A 24,490-nucleotide genomic window follows, 5' to 3' on the forward strand; every position below is an offset into this window, starting at 1 on the left:
GCCTAGACTGCGCCTGCACTGGACATACCGGTAAGACCACAATAATTAAGTCCTGAATCCGCTGCGCCACGCGTACGGCAGCCAGGACACCGACCCAGGATTTCCTCCCATGCTCAGATGGTGCTCGCGCTCAATCTTCCTTCAAGTGGTTCTCGGACTGATGCTCGGCATCGTCTGCGGGCTGACCCTTCCTGAATACTCCGCCCAGCTGAAACCGCTCGGCGATGGCTTCATCAAATTGATCAAGATGCTCATTGGCCTGATCGTGTTCTGCGTGGTGGTCAGCGGCATCAGCGGCGCGGGCGATCTGAAGAAGGTCGGGCGCATCGGCCTCAAGTCGGTGATCTATTTCGAAGTGCTGACCACCATCGCTCTGGTGATCGGTCTGGTATTCGCCTTCAGCACCGGCATCGGCAGCGGCGCGAATATTCATCTGGAGCAACTCTCCAGCGCCGATATGGGCGACCTCGCCGAGCGCGGCCAGCACATGCATACCACCACGCAATTTCTGATGGACCTGATCCCGACTTCGGTGATCGGTGCCTTCGCTGACAACAATATTCTGCAAGTGCTGCTGTTTTCGGTGCTGTTCGGCAGTGCGCTGAATCTGGTTGGCGAGGCCGCTTCCGGGATTTCGCGGCTGATCAACGAACTCAGCCATGTGATCTTCCGCATCATGGGCATGATCGTGCGTCTGGCGCCGATCGGCGTGTTCGGTGCCATCGCCTTCACTACCAGCAAATACGGCCTGGATTCGCTGCAGCACCTGGGCAGTCTGGTCGGTCTGTTCTACCTGACCTGCGTCGCCTTCGTCGCGCTGATCCTCGGTCTGGTGATGCGCGTCTCCGGTCTGCGCATGTGGCCGCTGCTCAAGTACCTGCGTGAAGAACTGCTGATCGTCATGGGCACTGCCTCTTCCGACGCCGTGCTGCCGCAGATCATGCGCAAGCTCGAACATCTCGGCATCGGCAGCTCCACGGTCGGCCTGGTGATCCCGACCGGGTATTCGTTCAACCTCGACGGTTTCTCGATTTACCTGACCCTGGCCATCGTGTTCATTGCCAACGCAACCGGCACGCCACTGGCGATGACCGACTTGCTGACCATCCTGCTGGTGTCGCTGATTACCTCCAAAGGCGCTCACGGCATTCCCGGTTCGGCGCTGGTGATTCTCGCCGCGACGCTGACGGCGATCCCGGCGATTCCCGTAGTCGGTCTGGTGCTGGTGTTGGCCGTGGACTGGTTCATGGGCATCGGCCGCGCGCTGACCAATCTGATCGGCAACTGCGTCGCCACCGTGGCCATCGCCCGCTGGGAAAAGGACATCGACGTGCAGCGCGCCAACAAAGTGCTCAACGGCGAACAGGGCTATAACTTTCAACCGCGAAAAACCGTCGCTCAGGCGGCGGCCAAAGAATTTTGAATGAGTGCCGTGCCTGCCAATGCGCAGGCACGGCGCCGGGAGCCAATACGTGATTACAACGTCAACCGTCGTCAACTCAGTGGTGGAAAAACTCCGCGCCGCGTTGGCCCGTGGCCAGTGGCGCACAGGCGACATGCTGCCGGGCCAGCGCGAACTGGCCGAACAACTGGGCATCAGCCGGCCTAGTCTGCGCGAGGCGGTGATTGTCCTCGAAACCCTCGGCCTGGTGCGCTCGATGCCGGGCAAAGGCGTGATCGTCCTCGATGCGCAACTCAGCGACAGCCAGAGCCACGACAGCGCGGTGGCCGGGGCCAGTCTCGAAGACGTGCTGCAACTGCGCTACACCCTTGAGCCGTTCATCGTCGGTCTGGTTGCACAATCGATCAGCAGCAAGGAAGTCGGCCAGTTGCGCCTGACCCTGATGGACATGCGCGAAGCCCTCGAGGCCGGTGACAGCGAAGCCGGGGTCAGCGCCTACATCGCCTTCCACGAAGAACTGTTCACGCTGACCTCGAACCCGATTTTCCAGAGCGTGGTGCAACAGACCAGCAATGCCCTCAAGCAGAGCGCCGAGGTGTTGCGCAACTCACCGGAACATCTGGCCGAACGCCTCGAAGAAAACGAAGCCGTAGTCCGCGCGATCCGCAGCAAGAACAGCGCCCAGGCCAGCGCCGAAATGCGTCGGCACATTCTGCGCGAAGGCCAGCGCATGGGCGTTGAGCTGAACATCCCGGACGACAACCTGCCCACCTGATTTGCCAGGAGAACGGCCATGAACAGTTTCGCTTCAGCGTCCCACGCGCAATCGACCGCCCTACCCGTCTCTCGCCTGGGCACGCCGACGGAAGATCTGTATCCGCGACTGTTCGATGCGATCCTCGAGCAGCGTATCGATGAAGACAGCCGGTTCACCGAGGACAGTCTGAAGGCGATGTTCAATTCCAGCCGTGCCGATGTGCGGCGGGTGCTGACGCAGTTGTGTCATGAACAGATCGTGGTATTGCGCGCCAATCATCGGCCGCGAGTGGCGGCGCCGGACCGGGAATTGATTCGGCAGACCTTGCATGCGCGGCGGCTGGCTGAGAACACCTTGGTGCGGTTGGCCTGTCAGCGTCCGCGTGCAGATCAACTGACTGGCCTGCGCACGTTGATCGAACGTGAGAAGCGCGCCGTCGAGCAGGATCGGCGCGGAGCGGCGATTCGATTGTCGGGGGAGTTTCATCTGCAGTTGGCGCGGATGGCGGGGAATGTGCCCTTGGCGCATTTTCTGCGCAGTCTGGTGCCGCTGACGTCGCTGGCCATTGCGCGGAGTCAGAGCCCGACGCGCAGTTGTTGCGCATGGCAGGAGCATTTGGCGTTGGTTGAGGTTGTGGAGCGAGGTGATGTTTCCAAGGCCGGCATGTTGATGAATCGGCATCTGGATCATCTTGAGCAGACGCTGCTGGGTTCAGACCATGGGCATTGTGCTGTCGGCTAGATCGCCTTCGCGAGCAGGCTCGCTCCCACAAAAGACCGCATTCTGTCAGGAGGAATGCAATCCTCTGTGGGAGCGAGCCTGCTCGCGAAGAGGCCCTCTGAGCTGTTGAAATATCAGGCTTGTTGCGCCGCTACCCGCGCAAAACCCGCACGAATCTTCTCTTCCGGCAAGTCATCGGCAATAAACACGATCACACTCTCCCGCGCCTCGCCCTCGGCCCATTCGGTGTCCCAGTCGAAACCGTAGAGTTTCAGCACACCCTGAAACACCAGGCGCCGGCCTTCGCCAGCAATGTTCAGCACGCCCTTGTAACGCAGCAATTGCTTGCCATGCTCTTCCAGCAGTTCGTTCATGAACTCGCTGAGCTGATCGATATCCAGCGCCTGATCGGTGCGCAACACCAGGCTGGAGATGCGATCGATCGACGGTGCCTTGCTCACCGGACGAAGGCTCAGACCACCGCCGAGGTCAGCATTGAGGTTGAAGCCGCGCACATCCAGCAGTTCGGCCAGATCGATGTTGCCATGCTCGACCACGCGGATCGGCGCGCGGCGGTTGATTCGCGTAAGGCGCTCGCTCAGCGCAGTGAACGTCGGTTCATCGACCAGATCGGTCTTGCTCACCAGCAGACGATCGGCGAAACCGATCTGCGCCTGGGCGATGGTCTGCGTCAGGTGCACGTCGGCGTGGGCGGCGTCGACCAGAGTGATGATGCCGTCGAGCAGATAACGCTCGCGCAGCTCTTCATCGATGAAAAAGGTCTGCGCCACCGGCGCCGGATCGGCGAGACCGGTGCACTCGATCACCAGACGATCGAAGGCGATCTCGCCGCTGTCCAGACGTTCGAGCAACAGGTACAGCGCCTTGGTCAGATCGGTGTGAATGGTGCAGCAGACGCAGCCGTTGGCCAGGGTCATGACCTGCACCGGCTCGTCACCGAGCAACTGAGTGTCGATGCCGGCGTCGCTGAATTCGTTTTCGATCACGGCGATTTTCAGGCCGTGCTCGGCTTTCAATAAATGACGCAGCAAGGTGGTCTTGCCGGCGCCGAGGAAACCGCTGAGGACCGTTACCGGAATGGGAGAAGACAAAACCCGATCTCCTGAAAAGAACACAAAAACAAATGTGGGAGCGAGCCTGCTCGCGAAAGCGGTGTGTCAGTCAAATCCTTCATCAACTGACACTCCATATTCGCGAGCAGGCTCGCTCCCACAGGGGATTACCTCAACCGCAGGCTGTCAGCTCAACAGCACTTCGGCCCACCCTTGCCACCGTAACGAGCCTCCTGACGTTCGCGAAAGAACATCTCGTAGCTCATCACCGGTTTGTCCGGGTGCTTGGTTTGCATATGCTCGACGTAGGTGTCGTAGTCGGGCATGCCGACCATCAGGCGCGCGGCCTGACCGAGGTATTTACCGAGGCGACTCAGGTCATTGAACATGCTGCAATCCTCTGGTTACGCATCCGGCAGGGCCTGGAATGGCGATTCTTTATCCGTACGCTCTTTCTTGCCCCAGGCGGCGATGCCGACCTTGAGCGCATAGAACAGGATGCTGAACACCACGAACAGGAACAGCGCGGTGAGTGTGGCGTTGGTGTAGGCGTTGAAGATCACGTGCTGCATCTGCTCGACGCTTTTTGCCGGTGCCAGCACCTGACCGTTGGCCAGCGCATCGCTGTACTTCTTGGCCAGGGACAGGAAGCCGATCGCCGGGTTGGCGTCGAACAGCTTGATGAAGCCAGCAGTTGTGGTGCAGATCAACAGCCAGGTGGCCGGCAACAGGGTGACCCAGATGTAGCGCTGGCGCTTCATTTTGATCAGGACCACGGTGCCAAGCATCAGCGCGATACCGGCGAGCATCTGGTTGGAGATGCCGAACAATGGCCACAAGGTGTTGATGCCGCCCAGAGGATCGATCACGCCCTGATACAGCAACCAGCCCCACATCGCCACACAACCGGCGGTGGCGATCAAGTTGGCGCCCCACGATTCGGTGCGTTTCAGCGCCGGTACGAAGGAGCCGAGCAGGTCCTGCAGCATGAAGCGGCCGGCACGGGTGCCGGCGTCCACAGCGGTGAGGATGAACAGCGCTTCGAACAGGATCGCGAAGTGGTACCAGAACGCCATGGTGTTTTCACCCGGCAGGACACTGTGCAGGATCTGCGCGATACCGACCGCCAGAGTCGGCGCGCCACCGGCGCGAGCCAGAATGGTGGTTTCGCCGATGTCATGGGCAACCGCTTGCAGCGCTTCCGGCGTAATCGCAAAGCCCCAGCTCGTGACAACCTGCGCCACCGAAGCGACGTCACTGCCGACGACTGCGGCCGGGCTGTTCATGGCGAAGTACACGCCCGGCTCGATCACCGAAGCGGCAACCATGGCCATGATCGCCACGAACGATTCCATCAGCATGCCGCCGTACCCGATGTAGCGGGCGTTGGTTTCGTTATCCAGCAGCTTCGGCGTGGTGCCCGACGAGATCAGCGCGTGGAAACCCGATACCGCGCCGCAGGCGATGGTGATGAACAGGAACGGGAACAGACCGCCCTTCCACACCGGCCCGGTGCCGTCGACGAACTGGGTCAACGCCGGCATTTTCAGCTCGGGCATGGTGATCAGGATGCCGATCGCCAGGGCGACGATGGTGCCGATCTTGAGGAAGGTCGACAGATAGTCACGTGGCGCCAGAATCAGCCAGACCGGCAGCGACGCGGCGACAAAACCGTAACCGACCAGCATCCAGGTAATCTGCACACCGGTGAAGGTAAAGGCTTTGGCCCATACCGGATCGGCAGCGATCTGCCCGCCCAGCCAGATCGAGCCGAGCAGCAGCAACACACCGACCACGGAGATTTCGCCGATGCGACCCGGGCGGATGTAGCGCATGTAGATGCCCATGAACATCGCGATCGGGATGGTCGCCATTACCGTGAAGATGCCCCAAGGACTCTCGGCCAGGGCCTTGACCACGATCAGCGCCAGCACCGCGAGGATGATGATCATGATCAGGAAGCAGCCGAACAGCGCGATAGTGCCGGGGATCCGGCCCATTTCTTCACGCACCATATCGCCCAGGGAACGGCCGTTGCGTCGGGTCGACATGAACAGGACCATGAAGTCCTGCACCGCGCCCGCCAGCACCACACCGGCAATCAGCCAGAGCGTGCCGGGCAGATACCCCATCTGCGCCGCCAGCACCGGACCGACCAGTGGCCCCGCGCCAGCGATGGCCGCGAAGTGGTGACCGAAAAGAATGTGTTTGTTGGTCGGCACATAGTCCAGACCATCGTTGTTGAGCACGGCGGGGGTGGCCCGACGTGGATCCAGTTGCATCACGTTGTTGGCGATGAACAGACTGTAGTAACGGTACGCAACCAGATAAATGGCCACGGCAGCGACCACAATCCACAAGGCGTTGATCGCCTCGCCGCGGCGCAATGCCACTACGCCCAGGGCGCACGCTCCTACGATTGCCAGCACGAGCCAGGGTAAGTGGCGCAGCAGGCTATTATTATTTTTCATTTTATTATTCCAGCCAGGGTGGACAAGAAAGACAGCCACCCCGAGTTTAGCGCTTACGGCGCCAAAGGCCATACCCCGACATAGGTCTAGACGCTTGAGCGATTGGCTGGCGCCCGCATTCGCGGTCTATAGTCAGCGAACCTTCATGAGGATTGCGCCATGAGCGAGCACCCCGCCAATCGACGTCGTTTCAAACGTATTGCGTTCGATGCCCGAACCGAGCTGAAACAGGGCGAGTACATTTGGCCGGTCAAACTGATCGACCTGTCGCTCAAGGGTCTGTTGATCGAACGACCGGAGCCGTGGCTCGGGGATAAAGAGCAGGACTTCTTAGTCGACATTCATTTGAGCGAAGACGTCGATATCGAGATGGACGTGCATCTGGCCCACGAGGAAAACGGCCACTTGGGGTTCATCTGCCGGCATATCAGCCTGGAGTCGATCCAGCGCCTGCGCCGGTTGATCGAGTTCAACCTCGGTGATCCGCAGGAGCTTGAGCGGGAATTGGGTGCGCTGATCGAAATCTGATCAAAACCGGCCCACTGTAGGAGCTGCCGAAGGCTGCGATCTTTTGATCCTGGTCTTTTAAAAGCAAGATCAAAAGATCGCAGCCTTCGGCAGCTCCTACACAGGTGATTGGGGTTATTCGAAGAGTGCGTCAAGTGCTTGTTCAAGGCGCGTCACGGCGATGATCTGCAAGCCGGGAGGCGCTTCCTTCGGTGCGTTGCCCTTGGGCACGATCGCGCGTTTGAAGCCATGCTTGGCCGCTTCCTTCAGCCGCTCCTGCCCGCTCGGCACCGGGCGCACCTCGCCGGACAGGCCGACTTCGCCGAACACCAGCAGGTCATGGGGCAGCGGCCGGTTGCGCAAACTCGACATCACCGCCGCCATCAACGCCAGATCCGAGGCGGTCTCAAGCACCTTCACCCCACCGACCACGTTAAGGAACACGTCCTGATCGTGGGTCGGAATCCCGCCATGACGGTGCAACACCGCGAGCAACATCGCCAATCGGTTCTGATCCAGCCCCAGCGTCACCCGACGCGGGTTGGCCAGATGACTGTCATCGACCAGCGCCTGCACCTCTACCAGCATCGGTCGGGTGCCTTCCCACGTCGCCATGACCACACTGCCCGGGACTTCTTCCTGAGCGCGGGTGAGAAAAATCGCTGACGGGTTGGAGACTTCTTTCAGGCCCTTGTCGGTCATGCCGAACACGCCCAACTCGTTGACCGCGCCGAAACGGTTCTTCACCGCGCGCAGCAAACGCAGTCGACCATCGGATTCACCTTCGAAATACAGCACGGTGTCGACCATGTGTTCCAGAACACGCGGACCGGCCAGCGCACCTTCTTTAGTGACGTGGCCGACGAGAAAGATCGCCGTGCCGCTTTGTTTGGCGTAGCGCACCAGCAACGCCGCACTTTCACGCACCTGCGACACGCCGCCCGGGGCCGATTGCAGTTGTTCGGTAAAAATGGTCTGGATCGAGTCGATCACCATCACCTTGGGCTTTTCCTGGCGGGCGGTGGCGATGATGGTTTCGATGCAGGTTTCGGTCATCACCCGCAGTTGATCCTGCGGCAGGCCGAGACGGCGTGCACGCATGGCCACTTGCTGCTGGGATTCCTCACCGGTGACGTACAGCGCTGGCATGCTCTTGGCCAGATTGCACAGGGTCTGGAGCAGGATTGTCGACTTGCCGATCCCCGGATCACCGCCGATCAGCACCACCGAGCCATCGACCAGCCCGCCGCCAAGCACGCGGTCGAGCTCACCGGACGCGGTGGAAAAACGTGGAATCTCTTCGATGCTGACTTCGGCCAGGGTCTTGATCTGTGCCTGTTGGCCAGCCCAACCGGTGCGCCCGGTGGGGGCCGTGGCGCCGCCGCTTTCGATCATGGTTTCGGTCAGGGTGTTCCAGGCACCGCACTCACCGCACTGCCCGGCCCACTTGGGAAAGGTTGCGCCGCACTCGGTGCAGCCGTACATGCGCTTGGCCTTGGCCATCAGAACCCCCGGAACAAAAGACGCGATGATAACGCAGCCATCGCCGATCAGCGCGGCGCAGCGGTACGGATTTCGCCGCTGGCCAGACGCACGGCACTGTTACCCAGCGGATCCTCGGCATTGAGGTCGGCGCCCTTGGCTTTCAACGCATCAAGTAATTCCAGACGTTTGAACAGACCGGCGTACATCGCCGCAGTCTGTCCGGCGCCGTTACGTTGGTCGGGGCTGCAATCGGTGGCCATCAGGCGCCGGGCGATCTGCAACTCGCCTTTGAATATCGCGCCCATCAGCGCCGTGTTGCCGCGTTGATCCTGAGCACAGGCGTCCGCGCCCGCTGCCAACAGTCGCTCAACCGCCGGCGCCTGACCGTGATAGGCCGCCAGAATCAGCGCGGTGTAACCCTTGCTGTCGCGGGTATCAAGGGAATAGCCGGACTCGATAAAGGTCTCGAGCATCGGCACGTCGCCGCGGCGGGCAGCGTCGAAATAATAATCCTGCAACTGCGCCTTGATCGCCTCGGGATTTTGCTCGACCGGTGCCGCCCAGGTGAGGGTCGACAGGCACGCGGCCAGGCCTAAAAGAAACATACGCATCGGGCTCTCCTTGAGCGCACGCGAGGCGGGACAGCCCTCACGTGCGCCGCATCGCTATCAGTCGGTCAGTTTGGCCGCCAGCGCTTTCACACGACTGAGGTCGCCCTTGGCCACTTCGGTCACACCGCTGCCGTACTCAGGGTCGGCCTTGTACAGGAAGGACAGGATGATGTGCTTGCTTTCGTCATCGGTGGTGGCGAGCGAGCCGCCGAAGCTGTCGATCAGGTCGCGGCGTTCCTGCTTGCTGTACGAGCGATACAGATCACCGGCCTGCTTGAAGTTCTGCTCACGCTGAATCTTCGCCTGTTGGGTGCTGCCCGCCAGCGCCGACTGGCTGTAACGCGCCGCTGGCGTCTCTTCACGCGGTTGCAGGCGGCTTGGCTGGTAGTTGACGCCGGACTGGCTGGCGCCAAAATTCATCGCGCCATCCTGATTGCCATTGTTCACTGCGGTTTTCGGTGCATTGATCGGCAATTGCAGAGCGTTGGCGCCGAGGCGATACATCTGCGTGTCGGCATAAGAGAACACTCGCCCCTGCAACAGACGATCTTCCGAAGGTTCGATACCCGGAACTACGTTGGCTGGTGCCATCGCAACTTGTTCGGTTTCCTGGAATACATTGGCCGGATTACGGTTCAAGACCATTTGTCCAACTTTGCGCTCCGGGATACCCGGCCAGATCTTGGTTGCATCCAGTGGATCGAAATCAAACTTGGACAAATCCTGTGGCTTGAGAACTTGCACGTACAAGTCCCACTTCGGGAAGTTGCCCTTGTTGATGTTACTTACCAAGTCATTGGTCATATGACTGTAATCCTGACCTTGAACTTCGCTGACCTGTTTTGGCGTGAGGTTCTTGATGCCTTGAAGACTCTTCCAGTGAAACTTCACATAGTGAACTTCATTCCTGGCATTGATCAGCTTATAGGCATGAACACCATTGCCATCCATCTCCCGATAACTGGCCGGAGTACCGTAGTTGGAATACAACTCGGTCAGTGTGCGGGTGGCTTCCGGTACATGGGAGAAGAAATCGAACCGGCGCGAATCGTCGTCGAGGTTGGTGCGCGGATCGGGCTTGAAGGCGTGGACCATGTCCGGGAATTTGATCGCATCACGGATGAAGAATGTCGGGAAGTTGTTGCCGACCAGATCCCAATTGCCGTCAGCGGTGTAGAACTTGGTGGCGAAGCCGCGCGGGTCGCGCAGGGTTTCCGGGGAATGGTTGCCATGCACCACCGCCGAGAAGCGCACGAACACCGGCGTGCTCTGGCCCGCGGCGAATACCTTGGCCTTGCTCAGGTCGCTGAGGTCATCGGTCACGGTGAAGGTGCCATGAGCGCCGGTGCCGCGTGCATGTACCACGCGCTCGGGGATGCGCTCACGGTCGAAGCGCTGCAGCTTCTGGATCAGTTGCACATCCTGCAGCAGGACCGGGCCAGTGGCGCCGGCGGTTTGCGAGTTCTGATTGTCACCAACAGCAGCGCCGTTATCGCGGGTCAGCGGAGCGGCGTTGACCGAGAAGGTCAGCAGGCTGGCGGTGAGAACGCCGAGAGTGCGGCGATGGGGAAAAGCCCCCAGTCCAAGAGCGGAAGTCATATCAGGTTCCTCTGGTTTTATTGGGCGCATCCAGGTGCGCCACAACAAGGCTAGAGGCCCGTGCCGAGGAACATAAATAGAAAGAACGTAACACCATGATTGAAGAAATTGGCTGTGCAATCAGCGCTTTACCGCGTATTTCGCGCGCGATTGCTGGCATTTTGCAAACTAATCGTCAATTGATGTGTCGATAAAAACGGGCATTGTAAGAAGGTGTTTCGCGCAGGAGGCGTTTCGCTGATTTACACTGCCACCACCAAACTCATCTGTAACAAGGAAATAACTATGGGCGTGCTTAGCGAGTTCAAGGCCTTCGCGGTCAAAGGCAATGTGGTCGACATGGCCGTCGGTATCATCATCGGCGCGGCGTTCGGCAAGATCGTTTCGTCGTTTGTCGGCGACGTGATCATGCCGCCGATTGGCCTGTTGATCGGTGGGGTGGACTTCAGTGATCTGGCTGTCACGCTCAAAGCGGCCCAGGGCGATGCGCCCGCAGTGGTGCTGGCTTACGGCAAATTCCTGCAGACGGTGCTGGATTTCGTGATTGTCGCTTTCGCGATCTTCATGGGCGTCAAAGCCATCAACCGCCTCAAGCGCGAAGAAGCCGTGGCGCCGACCGCGCCGCCGATCCCGAGCAAGGAAGAGCAACTGCTGGGCGAAATTCGCGACCTGCTAAAAGCGCAGAACGAGCGGCCCTGAGGCATTCGCTACACATTGAAACGGCACCCGCGGGTGCCGTTTTCGTTACCAGTAATTCTCCACCGCAACCTGCCCCGGCTTGCGCGTCAGGCTCAAGCGCATGTCGCGCTGTTTCAGCAAGGCGCGGGTCTCGTCGATCATCTGCGGATTGCCGCACAGCATCACCCGCGAATGCACTGGCGAGAGCTCAACCCCTGCCGCTCGCTCCAGCTCGCCATTTTCAACCAACGTGGTAATCCGGCCCTGCAACGCGCCTGGATGCGCTTCGCGGGTCACAGTGGGGATGAATTGCAGCTTGTGGGCGTATTCACTCAGATAGTCACGTTGCGTCAACCCGGCGATCAACTCTTGATAAGCCAGTTCCCGTGCCTCCCGCACGCTGTAAACCAGAATGATCCGCTCGAATTTCTCCCAGACCTCGAAGTCCTGCAGGATCGACAGAAACGGCGCCACTCCGGTGCCGGTCGACAATAACCACAGGTCTCGGCCGTCGACAAAGCGATCCAGCGTCAGATAGCCGAACGCCTGGCGCTCTACCATCAAGCTGTCGCCAACCTGTAGCCGGCTCAGCTCACTGGTGAATTCGCCGCCCGGCACGACGATGGAAAAGAACTCGAGAAACTCGTCGAACGGCGACGACACCATCGAATAGGCGCGCCAGACCGTGCTGCCATCGGCCTTGGTCACGCCCAGCCGGGCGAACTGGCCGGCGCGAAAGCGAAAGCCGGGATCACGGCTGGTGCGCAGCGTGAACAGGTTCGGCGTCAACGGTTGCACATCGAGCAAGGTCTGGGTGGTGTACTTCTCGGCACTGGCAGTCATGAGGCACTCCTTGAAACGATTGCCCACAGTGTCCCGCAAAATCGCGCTGCCAAACACTCGTGATTGGTAATGGTATTAACAGGATCTGCGTTGCGCATTCGATATGTTGTCAAGGTCGTATTTAGAGTAATAACTTGAGATGGCAATCTGAATATAACAGGCTGTATTGCTAAGAACGCTTTATGAGCAACCTTCAGATATAAATCTCGAAATAATGTAAGGCAATTCTTCGGAATGATCCTACACTTCGATTCGTGCCGGGTCTTTTGGATCCATTCGGCGCCCCGCTATCAGGACATGGAGGCGAAAGCTCATGGAAACGTGGAAGGAATCACAACTCAAACAATTGACATTTGCCAAGGGCATAGAGGCGGCTTATCCGATCCTGCTGAGATTTGCCGAAAACCTGGGTTTTAATTTCTGCGCCATCGCGGTCACCTCACCCAATCGCGAAGTTCATCTGAACGCATTGCAAATCAATAATTACCCGAAAGAATGGAACATCCAGTACAACAAAGAGAACTACCGCAACATCGATCCCGTAATAGCGCATTGCAATCACTCAATATTGCCGATCGTTTGGGAAGAAAGAGTTTTCACTGATGCGCCCGAGTTGTGGCAGGCGTTGAAAAACAACGGGCTGCAGCATGGCTGGTCGCAAGCGTTTCATGACGAAGCCAGCGGTTTGTGCAGCATCATCAGCCTGGCCCGGACCCACTGCCCGATCAGCCCGCTCGAGTTATATGAGCATTACGGTTATCTGTTCTTCGCCAACCGACACTTCAGCGAATTATATGCGCGCACCGTTCCAATACAGGACAAGCCCAGCAGGCCCAGGCTATCGTCCCGGGAGCTGGAAATCATGAAACTTTCCGCCATGGGCAAGACGGCTCACGACATTTCGCGAATCCTCAGCCTGAGCGAACGCACCGTTAACTATCATGTACAAAACGTCATCGAAAAATTCAACGTCTGCAACAAGATTTCCGCAGTGATTGCCGCCGCTCGGGCCGGGATCATCTGACAGCTGAACGTTATCGCGCGGTAATCCTGCAAGTATTTGCCCGCAAAAAAACGTACCATTCAGGCCTTTCCGAGTGATGACGCATACCGCTTGCATCGCAGTCCACTCGGTCGGATCCCGTCGCACGACATCCAGGCCACGGGATATCTGCCGAATATCCTGAGTCCCCGTCCCATGCCTTTGCTCGAAACGCCTTTCGCCCAACTCGACCTGATCCGCCAGCCCGAACAGCAGAATGAACCGCTGCAAGCATTCGACGCGGCAGACGAATACCTGCTCAATCATCTCGCCAGCGAACAACTGGCGAGCAGTACCCGCGTGCTGGTGCTCAATGACAGCTTTGGCGCCTTGGCGATCAGTCTGCTGGGCAAGGTCGAAGTCAGCAGCAGCGGCGACTCGTTCCTGGGTTTCGTTGGGCTGGAAAAGAATCTGCTGCGCAATGGTCAGGCGTTCGATGCAATCCGTCCGATTCCGGCAAGCGAGCCTTTGGTGGGGCCGTTTGACCGGGTGCTGATCCGCGTTCCCAAGACGCTGGCGCTATTGGAAGAGCAGTTGATCCGCCTGCAAGGACAACTCGCTCCCGGCGCGCAAGTGATCGCCTCCGCCATGGTCAAGCATCTGCCGCGCGCTGCCGGCGATCTGCTCGAGCGCTACATTGGCCCGGTGCAGGCGTCGCTGGCCGTGAAGAAAGCCCGACTGCTGATTGCCACGCCTGAAATCAAAGCGCCCGCGACATCGCCCTACCCGACCCGTTATCGCCTCGACGAACCGGCGATCGAATTGCTCAACCACGCCAACGTGTTCTGCCGCGAAGGCCTCGACATCGGCACTCGCGCTTTTCTGCCGCATCTGCCGAATAACCTTGGCAGCGCACGGGTCGCCGACCTCGGTTGCGGCAACGGCGTGCTGGCGATCGCCAGCGCCTTGCAGAACCCGGATGCGCATTACACGCTGGTCGACGAATCGTTCATGGCGGTGCAATCGGCTGCCGAAAACTGGCGCGCGGCATTGGCCGATCGCGACGTGATCGTGCGCGCTGGCGATGGTCTGGCCGGGCAGGCGCCGCAGTCGCTGGACGTGGTGCTGTGCAACCCACCGTTCCATCAGCAGCAGGTGGTCGGCGATTTCCTCGCCTGGCGCATGTTCCAGCAGGCGCGCGAGGCGCTGGTGGTCGGCGGTGCGCTGTACATCGTCGGCAACCGGCATCTGGGCTATCACAGCAAACTGGCGCGCCTGTTCCGCGGTGTCGAGCAAGTCGCGGCCACGCCGAAATTCGTCATCCTCAAGGCGCGCAAATAAATCTGCGGCATAAAAAAACCCTCCGTGAGGAGGGTTGCAAACCCGTACCCGAAGGCGCCGGGACGGGATGTTTCAGTGGGTGGTCAAACCTGCGGCATTCATGAACATGCGCATCAGGCTGGCGGCGATGAACAACACGCCGACACTGCCAACCCAGATCAGGGCCAACCAGCCGAGCCGCTGCCACAGCGGCTTTTTTTCGGCTTCTTCAATGTCGTGCAGGGAATGTTTGCCGGTCATTGCATCGATCTCCGTTAAGCCAAGGCGTCACTGCGGACGCCTTCGCGAGCAGGCTCGCTCCCACAGGGCAAGCCCAGCATGGGATTAGTGGTAACCGTCTTCGTGGGTGACCTTGCCGCGGAACACGTAGTAGCTCCAGAAGGTATACCCCAGGATGAACGGAATGATGAACAACGTGCCGACCAGCATGAAGCCCTGACTTTGCGGCGGCGCGGCGGCGTCCCAGATCGATATCGACGGCGGCACGATGTTCGGCCACAGGCTGATGCCCAAGCCGCTGTAGCCGAGGAAGATCAGCACCAGGGTCAGCAGGAACGGCGTGTAGTTGGCGTTACGTGCCACCGCGCGAATCAGGCCGTACAAGGTGACGAGCACCAGAATCGGCACCGGCATGAACCAGAACAGATTCGGCATACTGAACCAGCGTGAGGCGATTTCCGGGTGCGACAGGGGTGTCCACAGGCTGACGATGCCGATGACTGCTAGCAGGACGAATGCCAGCGGCCGCGCCAGGTCATGCATCTGCTCCTGCAACTTGCCTTCGGTTTTCATGATCAGCCAAGTACAGCCGAGCAAGGCATAGGCCACCACCAGCGCCGCACCGCAGAACAGCGTGAACGGCGTCAGCCAGTCCAGGGAACCGCCGGCGAACTGGCGGTTGACCACCGGCAAACCATCGATGAACGCACCGAGCGCCACGCCCTGAAAGAACGTCGCGGCGATCGAACCACCGATAAATGCCTTGTCCCACAGGTGACGTTTTTCATCCTTGGCCTTGAAGCGGAACTCGAAGGCCACGCCGCGAAAGATCAGGCCCATGAGCATGAAGATCAGCGGCAGGTACAGCGCCGACAACACCACCGAATAGGCCAGCGGGAAGGCGCCGAACAACGCCGCGCCACCCAGCACCAGCCAGGTTTCGTTGCCGTCCCAGACTGGCGCGACCGTGTTCATCATCACGTCGCGATCGGTCTTGCCGGGTACGAACGGGAAGAGAATGCCGATGCCCAGGTCGAAGCCGTCCATGACCACGTACATCATGATGCCGAAGATGATGATCACGGCCCAGATCAGCGGAAGATCAATACCCATGAGTCAAATCTCCTTGGTCAAGCGAGTGTTGTCTTCGTGCTCGCCCTCGGCCGGATCGTCGGCTGCGGACAGCGGACGCGCCGGGGTGCGTTTCTTGCCTGGACCACCGTCCGGCGTTTCGCTGCCTTCGCTGATCTTCGGCCCTTTGCGTACCAGACGCATCATGTAGCCGAGACCGGCGCCGAACAGGGCGAAATAGACCACGACGAACATGATCAGGGTGATGCTCATCTGCATGAAACTGTGGTTGGACGAAGCATCGGCAGTGCGCATCAAGCCGTAGACCACCCATGGCTGACGGCCGATTTCCGTGGTGAACCACCCGGCGAGAATCGCGATCAGGCCGGACGGCCCCATCCACAAGGCCAGATGCAGGAACGGCCGCGAGGTATACAGCGAGTCACGCTTGCGCAGCCACAGGCTCCACAACCCGGTGAAGATCATCAGGAAACCGAGGCCGACCATGATCCGGAACGACCAGAACACGATGGTCGAATTCGGCCGGTCTTCCGGCGGGAATTCCTTCAGCGCCGGCACTTGTTTATCCAGCGAGTGGGTGAGGATCAGGCTGCCGAGGTAGGGAATCTCCACTGCGAACTTGGTGCGTTCTTCTTTCATGTCCGGCCAGCCGAACAGGATCAGCGGCGTCGCCTCGTCGCCATGGTTTTCCCAGTGGCCTTCGATCGCGGCGATTTTCGCTGGCTGATGCTTGAGCGTGTTGAGGCCGTGGAAGTCGCCGATCACCGCTTGAATCGGCGCGACGATCAACGCCATCCACATCGCCATCGACAGCATGGTGCGGATCGCCGGGTTGTCTCTGCCGCGCAGCAGGTGCCAGGCCGCTGACGAACCGACGAAGAACGCCGTCGCGACGAACGCCGCCGTGGCCATGTGCATCAGCCGGTAAGGGAATGACGGGTTGAAGATGATTGCCAGCCAGTCGGTGGGGATCACCTGACCGTTGACGATTTCAAAGCCTTGCGGGGTCTGCATCCAGCTGTTGGAGGCGAGAATCCAGAAGGTCGAAATCAGCGTGCCGATCGCCACCATCACCGTCGAGAAGAAGTGCAGGCCGCGCCCGACCTTGTTCCAGCCGAACAGCATGACGCCAAGGAAACCGGCCTCAAGGAAGAACGCGGTGAGCACTTCATAGGTCAGCAACGGCCCGGTGACGGCACCGGCGAAGTCGGAGAACCGACTCCAGTTGGTGCCGAACTGATAGGCCATGACCAGCCCGGAAACCACGCCCATGCCGAAGTTGACGGCAAAAATCTTCGACCAGAAATGGTAGAGATCGCGGTAGGTGTCGTTGCGGGTCTTCAGCCACAAACCTTCGAGCACTGCCAGGTAACTCGCCAGGCCAATGGTGATGGCCGGGAACAGAATGTGGAACGAGATGGTGAACGCGAACTGAATTCGGGCGAGATCGAGAGCCTCTAAACCGAACATATGGCTTCCTCTGTCAGGTAATACGGGTAGCTGGCCCGGAGGCCTGCACCACTGCCCCCACGGATATGGAGTGCGGCGAATTCGGATTCGTTCTTTTTTTGCAACCATCGCAACGCAGGGAGTCTGGCCAAATGGCCGCCAGATCAGTTCCGGTCGGGGTCTTGATCTGGATCAAGCAACGTTGAAAGAGTAGTCCCATTTCTGCCAATGAACTGCGTGGTGGTTTGCCGCGTGACAAGTTGCCTCACTCTCCTGTGGCCAAGGGATTTATCCCCGTTGGGTCGCGCAGCGGCGCCAAAATCTCGAAGCGACGACTGCTGCGCAGCCGAACGGGGATAAATCCCCTCACCACAGGGTTGATTGTCAGCATGAAAGATCAATGTCTGGCTAAGTGAATTGTTTCTCGTAGCAACTTCCTGTTACAGACTGGTGATAATCTCGCCGTTCACTCGTCCAAGACCTGCCTTCAGATGCCCACACAAGAGCCCCTGCTGTTACGTCACCATCGTCCGTTCCTGGCTTTCTGGCTGGCGCGGATTTTCACCGCCAGCGGTTTTCAGATGCTTACAGTGGCGATCGGCTGGAACCTGTATCAACTGACCGGCAACGTGCTGGATCTAGGTTTGGTCGGGCTGGTCGAATTCGCCCCGCGCGTGCTGTTCATGCTGCACACCGGGCATGTCGCGGATCGCTATGACCGGCGCAAGGTCGCCGCGCTTTGCCAGTCGTTGCAGGCGTTGATTGCCTTGGCGCTGGCTATCGGCAGCGCCAGCGACAATGTCACTCGCGAGATGATTTTCATCCTTGCCTTTCTGCTCGGCGCCGCTCGTTCGTTCGAAATGCCAACGACACAGGCGCTGCTGCCCAGCATCGTCCCCAGTGCGCTTTTTCCCCGCGCAGTTGCCGCCGCGCAATCGGCGCAACAGTCGGCCACTATCGTCGCGCCGGCCCTCGGCGGCTTGCTGTATGCATTCGGCAGCGTCTGGGTCTACGGCCCGACCGTGCTGCTGTACGTGATCGCCTGTTCGCTGATGCTCAACCTGCCGGCACGCCAGACGCCATTGAATAAAGGCAAAGCCACGCTGGACTCGCTGCTGGCGGGGATTCGCTTCATCCGCAGCCGCCCGGACATCCTCGGCGCGATCTCGCTGGACCTGTTTGCCGTGTTGCTCGGCGGCGCCACGGCGTTGCTGCCGGTGTTCGCCAAGGACATTCTGCTGACCGGCCCGTGGGGCCTTGGCCTGTTGCGCTCGGCGCCGGCGGTGGGTGCATTGCTGATGTCGCTGTTTCTCGCGCGATTTGCCGTGGAACGCAATGTCGGCCGGGTGATGTTCACCGCCGTCGGCGTCTTCGGCGTCGCTACCATCGCGTTTGGTTTGTCGACCTCGTTCTGGTTCTCGCTGGCGGTGCTGGTGGTGCTCGGCGCAGCGGACATGATCAGCATGGTCATCCGTGCTTCGTTCGTGCAACTGGAAACCCCCGACGAAATGCGCGGCCGGGTTAGCGCGGTCAATGGCTTGTTCATCGGCGCTTCCAACCAGTTGGGCGAATTCGAATCCGGCCTCACCGCCCACTGGTTCGGCACCGTGCCGGCAGTGGTCATGGGCGGGATCGGCACGCTGGTAGTGACGGGGACGTGGATCAAACTGTTTCCGACGTTGGCAAATCGGGACCGGATGCATGTGCCGGTGGAAGAGAAGGCCTGAGTTTTTTGGAAAAAACTCACCTGCTCAGCACATATCAAACGACAACGTGCGGTACATAGTTACCGCACTGAGTGTAATGTATCGCCTTACACTCGCCGCCATGATCAAATCCTGTTTTGTCGGTTCGGATATCGAATTGGTCGATTATCTGGACTACCACTGACAGGAGGCAGGCTCATGCCCATGCACAACCCGCCACACCCCGGTGAAACCTTGCTGCTGGATGTCTTGCCTGAGCTTGGCCTCAGTGTGAGCGAATTGGCCCGGCATCTGGGTTTTGCGCGCCCTCACCTTTCTCGCGTGCTGCACGGACACGCGCCGATCAGCCCGGACCTGGCAGTGCGACTTGAGCGTGCAGGGATTGGCAAGGCGCGCGTGTGGCTAGGCGTTCAAACCGACTACGACCTGTGGCAAGCAGAGCATCGCGAGCAACCGAAGATTGAACCCATCGCTGCCCACGGCTGATCCTTCAGGCCATCAACTCCCCCGCCACCCTCGCCCGCAATGCCTTGCCGCCAAGTTGCTCCACCAGGGTCAAGGCAAATTCCAGCGCCGCGCCCGAGCCTTGGGCGGTGATGCAGTTGCCGTCGACCACCACCGATTGATCAACAAACGTACAGCCGGACAACTGATGGCTGGCGCCGGGCAGGCAGGTCATGCGTCGCTGGCGCAGCACGCCTGATGCTTGCAGCGCGACAGCCGGAGCTTCGCCGATGGCGGCGAACAGGCGGCCGGCGCTGGCCTGGTCCTTGAGCAACTGCTGCAAGGGCTGATGCGCCGCCAGATGCTGCGAGCCGACGGCACCGCCCGGCAGCACGATCAGGTCGAAGCTCTGCGCGAGCACATCGACCAGCATGCCATCGGCGGTCAGGCGGGTGCCGCGCGCGCAGGTCAGCATGCGCCGGCCTTCGATGCTGGCGGCGACCACTTCGATGCCAGCGCGGCGCAGCACGTCGATCAGGGTCACGCTTTGCAAATCGTCGATGCCCTCGGCGAGGGCAATCAGGGCTCTGGAAGTCATGGGCGCTTTCCGCTGGGTGGTCTGTAAAGCGTAGTCAGCTTTGTCCCACCCTGTTCGAAGACAGCCGTTACTTGATGTAAAGCTGGGTCGATAGCGTGTTGCGTGGGGCGTTGATCGAGGTGTTGCTGAAGCTGAAGGTGCCTTCCTGTTTGCCGGCCAGATCGAAGGTATAAAGAGAACCGACGGTTTTGCTGCCAGGCGTGCACTCGGTGAGGTTGCCATTATCGAAGGCGCAAACCGGGCCTCGGGTGCCGTTGACCTCGAAGCCATCCAGAGTCACGTGTGGCTGATTCTGGCCATAGCCGACTTCCAGCACGTAGACCTTGATGTTCGGACCGCTGTGATTGCACTGGGTTTGCGGCTGGTTATCGGCAATATCTTCCAGGCCGCAGGACGGTGATTGAACCTTAATCACCTTCACCTCGGTGAGCGGAGGCGCCGAGGCCGCGAACGCCGGAGCTGTCAGCAGCAGTGCTGCAATCCATCCGAAAATCCTGATCCAACCGTTGCGCATGCCTGCCCACTCCAAAAAATCAGCGCGCAGTATGGCGCAGTTGTCGGCTGCGCAAAACTTCGCCGACGATCGACACCAACATCCGCCAAATTCCTCACGCGGCTGGTATGATGCGCGGCTTTTTCCGGCCCACGACAATTTTCCAGGCGCTTGCGACGGTCTGTGCTTTGCTGTTGAGGTCGATACATTCACGGCGCCACGCGCGCCACGGGGAGCAGACATGCTGGAAAGGCTGTTTCAACTCAAGGCACACAACACCAACGTGCGCACCGAAATTCTTGCGGGCGTCACGACTTTCCTGGCCATGGCTTACATTCTGTTCGTCAACCCGAGCATCCTCGGCGAGACCGGCATGGACAAAGGCGCGATCTTTGTCGCCACCTGCCTGGCGGCCGCCATCGGCTCGACCGTGATGGGCCTGATCGCCAACTACCCGATTGCTCTCGCTCCGGGCATGGGCCTGAACGCCTTCTTTACCTACACCGTGGTGCTGCACATGGGCCACACCTGGCAGGTGGCGCTGGGTGCGGTGTTCATTTCCGCCGTGCTGTTTTTCCTGCTGTCGATCTTCCGCATCCGTGAATGGATCATCAACGCCATTCCGCTGCCACTGCGCTCGGCGATCGCCGCCGGTATCGGCCTGTTCCTGGCGCTGATCGCCCTGCACAACGCGGGTATCGTGGTCAGCAACCCGGCGACCATGGTCGGCCTCGGCGATCTGACCAAGCCGGCCCCGATTCTGGCGACCGTCGGCTTTGCCGTGATCGTAGCTCTCGAAGCACTGAAGGTGCGCGGCGCGGTGCTGATCGGCATTCTCGCCGTAACCATCGCCTCGATCGTACTGAACGTCACCGAGTTCGGCGGCATCATGTCAATGCCGCCGTCGCTGGCGCCGACCTTCCTGCAACTGGACATCAAAGGTGCGCTGGACATCGGTCTGGTCAGCGTGATCTTCGCTTTCCTGTTCGTCGACCTGTTCGACAACTCCGGGACCCTGATCGGCGTCGCCAAGCGCGCCGGCCTGATGGGCAAGGACGGCCACATGCCGAAAATGGGCCGCGCGCTGATCGCCGACAGCACGGCGGCCATGGCCGGCTCGCTGCTGGGTACTTCGACCACCACCAGTTACATCGAATCCGCTGCCGGCGTCAGTGCCGGTGGCCGCACGGGCCTGACCGCCATCGTCGTGGCAATCCTGTTCCTGCTGGCGCTGTTCTTCTCGCCCCTGGCGGCCAGCGTTCCGGCATTCGCCACCGCGCCAGCGCTGCTGTTCGTCGCCGTGCTGATGACTTCGGGCCTGGCGGAAATAGACTGGGACGACATCACCGTGGCGGCGCCGGTTGTGGTCACCGCACTGGCCATGCCGTTCACCTATTCGATCGCCAACGGCATCGCCTTCGGCTTCATCGCCTGGACCGCCATCAAGCTGCTGTCCGGCCGTGCCCGTGAGCTGAACCCGGCACTGGTGATTCTGTCGATTCTGTTTGTGATCAAGTTGGGTTGGTTCAACGCATGACTTTCGATTCCCAAGCCTACGCCGAACAACTCGAAGCCAAGGTCACGCGTTTGCGTGAACTGCTGGCACCTTTCGATGCACCCGAGCCGACGGTGTTTGACTCGCCTCTGCAGAACTTCCGCCTGCGCGCCGAATTCCGCCTGTGGCGCGAGGGCGGCGAACGGCATTACGCGATGTTCTCCCAGGACGACAAGCGCACGCCGATCCTCATCGAGGAATTTCCGATTGCCAGCCTGCGCATCAACCAGTTGATGCCGCAGTTGAAGGCCGCGTGGCAAGCCAGTTCGGCGCTGAGCCACAAGCTGTTCCAGGTCGAATTTCTGACCACGCTGGCCGGCGACGCGATGATCACCCTGTGCTATCACCGTCCGCTGGACGAGCACTGGCATGCGGCAGCCACTCAGTTGTCGGCGGATCTGGGCGTGAGCATCATCGGCCGCTCCAAAGGCAAGCGCGAAGTGCTCGGCCAGGACTATGTCGTCGAGAAACTCGAAGTCGGCGGCCGCACTTTCAGCTATCGCCAGCCCGAAGGCGCGTTCACCCAGCCCAACGGCACGGTGAACCAGAAGATGCTCAATTGGGCATACGAAGCCTTGGGCGATCGCAGCGACGATCTGCTCGAGTTGTACTGCGGCAACGGCAACTTCACCCTGCCGCTGGCGACTCGCGTGCGCAAAGTGCTCGCCACCGAGATCAGCAAGACTTCGGTCAACGCGGCCCTGAGCAACCTCAGCGAAAACGCTGTGGATAACGTCACGCTGGTGCGTTTGTCCGCCGAGGAGCTGACCGAAGCGCTCAACGAAGTGCGCCCGTTCCGTCGCCTGCACGGCATCGATCTGAAGAGCTACGAATTCGGCAGCGTCTTCGTCGACCCACCACGCGCCGGCATGGACCCGGACACCTGCGAACTGACCCGGCGCTTCGACAACATCCTCTACATCTCCTGCAACCCGGACACTCTGGCGGCCAACATCGCCCAGTTGCATGACACCCACCGCATTACCAAGTGCGCATTGTTTGACCAGTTTCCGTGGACCCATCACATGGAATCCGGTGTGCTGCTGACCCGGCGTTGATTGCGGGTATCTGATACGCAAAAGCCGTCATGATTGACGGCTTTTTTGTGGGTGCTATGGCGCAATATCAGTTTTGCGTGGACGCCCGCCTTTCTTGCCATTGGCTCGTGCGGCTGCAGATTTGGCAGCACTGCTTTGACGCCCGTTGCGCGAGGCGACGACCGACGCTGCCATCCGCATAAGCGGCGGGCTCGCTGAAATCATTCCGGCAATGGAAATATCCAGATCCTTGCCCTCATGGCACAGCGCAGTGCCGGCGAAGCCAATCGTCAGACTTGCATAATCGGCCGCTTCGAACCCCGCGAATTCGGGATACAGCTTCACCGGAAGCAACACACCGCTGCCGTCCTCGAAACGAATGACCAAAGAGGATTCTTCGAAACTCACTGACACGGCCTGCAAACTATTGGCCTGTCGTACTTCGCCAAGTGTGATGGCGGCATCGAGCATCTCTTCCGTCAGGGGGCGATGCACCGACGGTTTTGCCTTGATGACCTTCATAATTCGATCTCAACTCCTTCCAATTTGCCGATCAAGGACAGCAGCACTTTGTCTTCATCGGGGTCATAGCGCGCCGATCCGATCCTGTAGGTCTCGTCGGTGACTGGTTTCATTACGGGCACTTCGTTTGCCTGGCAGTCCCATATCTGATTATCGAGACAAGCGGTCTTCACGGCCGACCACCAGATCCCTCGTGCTCTACGCAAATGCGCCGGTTGTCCAAGTGACAGACACAAGCCGTTAAGCACAGTGAGCGGTGGTCGTCGGGACAGCGGCACGACATCCCACAGATCAACTTCGTTGTGCCAGAAGCTGAACCGGAAGCGGGCATTCCAGGCACCCGCATCTAAATGGGCGTGCGGTGGGCAGTGTTCGTCTCTCAACATAATGCGAATCGACATTCCTTTGTAGCTGCATATCTTCATGCTAACCCATCCGTTAGGTTAATGGATTTCCAGATCTCGAATTTCCTTTCGAGTCGGACGACCGGTTGACACAAAGCGATGTGCCGAAGGTCACTGAAGACTAGCGGGCGTGGGGTTGGTGCTCGAGAAATGAGCCGAGAAAAACGTAAGAAAAGCTGTCGTTACATTTTGAAATTACGCTTGGCATGATCCCACCTGTGCGATCACCGAACATAAAACGCCCGTGGCATTTCTGTTCAATTGACCGATGTAACCATTTAGTACATTTTACCTCCACAGGCTGAAACCTCTCGGCCCATGCCAAAAACAATAAGTGGAGTTACCCCAATGTCCCCTATCGTTCTGGTGCTTAACGGCCCGAACCTGAACCTGCTCGGCACCCGCGAGCCGGCGACTTATGGTCGTGAAACCCTGGCCGATATTTCGGCGCTGTGTGGTCGCGCGGCTGACGAGTTCGGCCTGACCGTGGAATTTCGCCAGA

26 protein-coding genes are annotated in these 24,490 nt (G+C 59.8%); 12 read left to right on the forward strand and 14 right to left on the reverse strand.

Annotation, left to right across the window (positions count from 1 at the left end; genetic code table 11):
* Nucleotides 1-109 precede the first annotated feature (109 nt).
* The 3 genes from D6877_RS26610 to D6877_RS26620 are packed head-to-tail and all read left to right on the forward strand — an operon-like array spanning nucleotide 110 to nucleotide 2,900.
* Entirely contained in the window at nucleotides 110-1,423 is a 1,314-nt protein-coding gene (locus D6877_RS26610) for a C4-dicarboxylate transporter DctA (RefSeq protein WP_110603140.1), read from the forward strand.
* Between the two features lie 49 nt (nucleotides 1,424-1,472).
* Nucleotides 1,473-2,177, forward strand: coding sequence for a FadR/GntR family transcriptional regulator (locus D6877_RS26615; protein WP_130912630.1), 705 nt, complete (start codon nucleotides 1,473-1,475; stop codon nucleotides 2,175-2,177).
* 18 nt (nucleotides 2,178-2,195) lie between these two features.
* Nucleotides 2,196-2,900: a GntR family transcriptional regulator gene (locus D6877_RS26620; RefSeq protein ID WP_130912631.1), complete on the forward strand. Its 705-nt coding sequence runs from the start codon at nucleotides 2,196-2,198 to the stop codon at nucleotides 2,898-2,900.
* A gap of 113 nt (nucleotides 2,901-3,013) precedes the next feature.
* On the opposite strand, the gene yjiA is transcribed toward D6877_RS26620, so the two are convergent.
* The 3 genes from yjiA to D6877_RS26635 form a co-directional block, all read right to left on the reverse strand.
* Complete coding sequence (yjiA, locus tag D6877_RS26625; RefSeq protein ID WP_130912632.1) at nucleotides 3,014-3,991, reverse strand: GTPase; 978 nt, start codon at nucleotides 3,989-3,991, stop codon at nucleotides 3,014-3,016.
* A gap of 152 nt (nucleotides 3,992-4,143) precedes the next feature.
* Nucleotides 4,144-4,341: a YbdD/YjiX family protein gene (locus D6877_RS26630; RefSeq protein ID WP_003228401.1), complete on the reverse strand. Its 198-nt coding sequence runs from the start codon at nucleotides 4,339-4,341 to the stop codon at nucleotides 4,144-4,146.
* A gap of 15 nt (nucleotides 4,342-4,356) precedes the next feature.
* On the reverse strand, nucleotides 4,357-6,423 hold the full coding sequence (locus D6877_RS26635; RefSeq protein ID WP_016773099.1) for a carbon starvation CstA family protein: 2,067 nt from the start codon (nucleotides 6,421-6,423) through the stop codon (nucleotides 4,357-4,359).
* Nucleotides 6,424-6,582: 159 nt separating this feature from the next.
* Between D6877_RS26635 and D6877_RS26640 the strand changes: the two genes are divergently transcribed.
* The gene (locus D6877_RS26640) at nucleotides 6,583-6,951 is read left to right on the forward strand and encodes a PilZ domain-containing protein (RefSeq protein WP_130912633.1); all 369 of its coding nucleotides are present in this window, start codon (nucleotides 6,583-6,585) and stop codon (nucleotides 6,949-6,951) included.
* A gap of 114 nt (nucleotides 6,952-7,065) precedes the next feature.
* On the opposite strand, the gene radA is transcribed toward D6877_RS26640, so the two are convergent.
* The 3 genes from radA to katB are packed head-to-tail and all read right to left on the reverse strand — an operon-like array spanning nucleotide 7,066 to nucleotide 10,625.
* The gene (radA, locus tag D6877_RS26645) at nucleotides 7,066-8,433 is read right to left on the reverse strand and encodes a DNA repair protein RadA (protein WP_007963764.1); all 1,368 of its coding nucleotides are present in this window, start codon (nucleotides 8,431-8,433) and stop codon (nucleotides 7,066-7,068) included.
* A gap of 47 nt (nucleotides 8,434-8,480) precedes the next feature.
* Nucleotides 8,481-9,026 (reverse strand): ankyrin repeat domain-containing protein, encoded by a 546-nt coding sequence (locus tag D6877_RS26650; RefSeq protein ID WP_130912634.1) that lies wholly within the window; start codon nucleotides 9,024-9,026, stop codon nucleotides 8,481-8,483.
* 57 nt (nucleotides 9,027-9,083) lie between these two features.
* Entirely contained in the window at nucleotides 9,084-10,625 is a 1,542-nt protein-coding gene (gene katB, locus D6877_RS26655; RefSeq protein WP_130912635.1) for a catalase KatB, read from the reverse strand.
* A gap of 285 nt (nucleotides 10,626-10,910) precedes the next feature.
* On the opposite strand from katB, the gene mscL reads away from it, so the two are divergent.
* A complete protein-coding gene (mscL, locus tag D6877_RS26660) occupies nucleotides 10,911-11,324 on the forward strand; it encodes a large-conductance mechanosensitive channel protein MscL (protein WP_024014404.1) in 414 nt (137 codons plus the stop codon).
* Nucleotides 11,325-11,369: 45 nt separating this feature from the next.
* Here mscL and D6877_RS26665 read toward each other — a convergent pair whose 3' ends face one another.
* On the reverse strand, nucleotides 11,370-12,146 hold the full coding sequence (locus D6877_RS26665; RefSeq protein WP_130912636.1) for a ferredoxin--NADP reductase: 777 nt from the start codon (nucleotides 12,144-12,146) through the stop codon (nucleotides 11,370-11,372).
* A gap of 313 nt (nucleotides 12,147-12,459) precedes the next feature.
* Here D6877_RS26665 and D6877_RS26670 point away from each other — a divergent pair, with 313 nt between their 5' ends.
* The gene (locus tag D6877_RS26670) at nucleotides 12,460-13,170 is read left to right on the forward strand and encodes an autoinducer binding domain-containing protein (RefSeq protein WP_178083759.1); all 711 of its coding nucleotides are present in this window, start codon (nucleotides 12,460-12,462) and stop codon (nucleotides 13,168-13,170) included.
* A 174-nt stretch (nucleotides 13,171-13,344) separates the two neighbouring features.
* Nucleotides 13,345-14,469 carry a class I SAM-dependent methyltransferase gene (locus D6877_RS26680; protein ID WP_130912637.1) on the forward strand — a complete coding sequence of 375 codons (1,125 nt, stop codon included), beginning with the start codon at nucleotides 13,345-13,347 and terminating at the stop codon, nucleotides 14,467-14,469.
* Between the two features lie 72 nt (nucleotides 14,470-14,541).
* On the opposite strand, the gene D6877_RS26685 is transcribed toward D6877_RS26680, so the two are convergent.
* From D6877_RS26685 to D6877_RS26695, 3 genes are all read right to left on the reverse strand, one after another.
* On the reverse strand, nucleotides 14,542-14,709 hold the full coding sequence (locus tag D6877_RS26685; RefSeq protein WP_016773090.1) for a DUF2474 domain-containing protein: 168 nt from the start codon (nucleotides 14,707-14,709) through the stop codon (nucleotides 14,542-14,544).
* 84 nt (nucleotides 14,710-14,793) lie between these two features.
* Nucleotides 14,794-15,801 (reverse strand): cytochrome d ubiquinol oxidase subunit II, encoded by a 1,008-nt coding sequence (cydB, locus tag D6877_RS26690; RefSeq protein WP_016773089.1) that lies wholly within the window; start codon nucleotides 15,799-15,801, stop codon nucleotides 14,794-14,796.
* A gap of 3 nt (nucleotides 15,802-15,804) precedes the next feature.
* Complete coding sequence (locus D6877_RS26695) at nucleotides 15,805-17,250, reverse strand: cytochrome ubiquinol oxidase subunit I (protein WP_024014409.1); 1,446 nt, start codon at nucleotides 17,248-17,250, stop codon at nucleotides 15,805-15,807.
* Between the two features lie 470 nt (nucleotides 17,251-17,720).
* Here D6877_RS26695 and D6877_RS26700 point away from each other — a divergent pair, with 470 nt between their 5' ends.
* Entirely contained in the window at nucleotides 17,721-18,956 is a 1,236-nt protein-coding gene (locus tag D6877_RS26700; protein WP_130912638.1) for an MFS transporter, read from the forward strand.
* 177 nt (nucleotides 18,957-19,133) lie between these two features.
* Complete coding sequence (locus tag D6877_RS26705) at nucleotides 19,134-19,421, forward strand: HigA family addiction module antitoxin (RefSeq protein ID WP_130912639.1); 288 nt, start codon at nucleotides 19,134-19,136, stop codon at nucleotides 19,419-19,421.
* A gap of 4 nt (nucleotides 19,422-19,425) precedes the next feature.
* Here D6877_RS26705 and D6877_RS26710 read toward each other — a convergent pair whose 3' ends face one another.
* Entirely contained in the window at nucleotides 19,426-19,977 is a 552-nt protein-coding gene (locus D6877_RS26710; RefSeq protein WP_130912640.1) for a DJ-1 family glyoxalase III, read from the reverse strand.
* A 67-nt stretch (nucleotides 19,978-20,044) separates the two neighbouring features.
* Entirely contained in the window at nucleotides 20,045-20,491 is a 447-nt protein-coding gene (locus D6877_RS26715) for a DUF4879 domain-containing protein (RefSeq protein ID WP_130912641.1), read from the reverse strand.
* A gap of 220 nt (nucleotides 20,492-20,711) precedes the next feature.
* Here D6877_RS26715 and D6877_RS26720 point away from each other — a divergent pair, with 220 nt between their 5' ends.
* A complete protein-coding gene (locus D6877_RS26720) occupies nucleotides 20,712-22,007 on the forward strand; it encodes an NCS2 family permease (protein WP_016773083.1) in 1,296 nt (431 codons plus the stop codon).
* Nucleotides 22,004-23,083: a tRNA (uridine(54)-C5)-methyltransferase TrmA gene (gene trmA / locus D6877_RS26725; protein WP_130912642.1), complete on the forward strand. Its 1,080-nt coding sequence runs from the start codon at nucleotides 22,004-22,006 to the stop codon at nucleotides 23,081-23,083. The genes D6877_RS26720 and trmA overlap by 4 nt, the downstream gene beginning before the upstream one ends.
* Before the next feature lie 54 nt (nucleotides 23,084-23,137).
* On the opposite strand, the gene D6877_RS26730 is transcribed toward trmA, so the two are convergent.
* Entirely contained in the window at nucleotides 23,138-23,584 is a 447-nt protein-coding gene (locus tag D6877_RS26730; RefSeq protein WP_122706020.1) for a DUF2442 domain-containing protein, read from the reverse strand.
* A complete protein-coding gene (locus D6877_RS26735) occupies nucleotides 23,581-24,009 on the reverse strand; it encodes a DUF4160 domain-containing protein (protein WP_130912643.1) in 429 nt (142 codons plus the stop codon). The genes D6877_RS26730 and D6877_RS26735 overlap by 4 nt, the downstream gene beginning before the upstream one ends.
* Before the next feature lie 327 nt (nucleotides 24,010-24,336).
* Here D6877_RS26735 and D6877_RS26740 point away from each other — a divergent pair.
* On the forward strand, nucleotides 24,337-24,490 hold a 154-nt coding region (locus D6877_RS26740; protein WP_130912644.1), incomplete at its 3' end, for a type II 3-dehydroquinate dehydratase.

This window comes from Pseudomonas sp. Sample_9 (assembly GCF_004307535.1).
GTDB classification, from domain to species: domain Bacteria; phylum Pseudomonadota; class Gammaproteobacteria; order Pseudomonadales; family Pseudomonadaceae; genus Aquipseudomonas; species Aquipseudomonas mercuritolerans.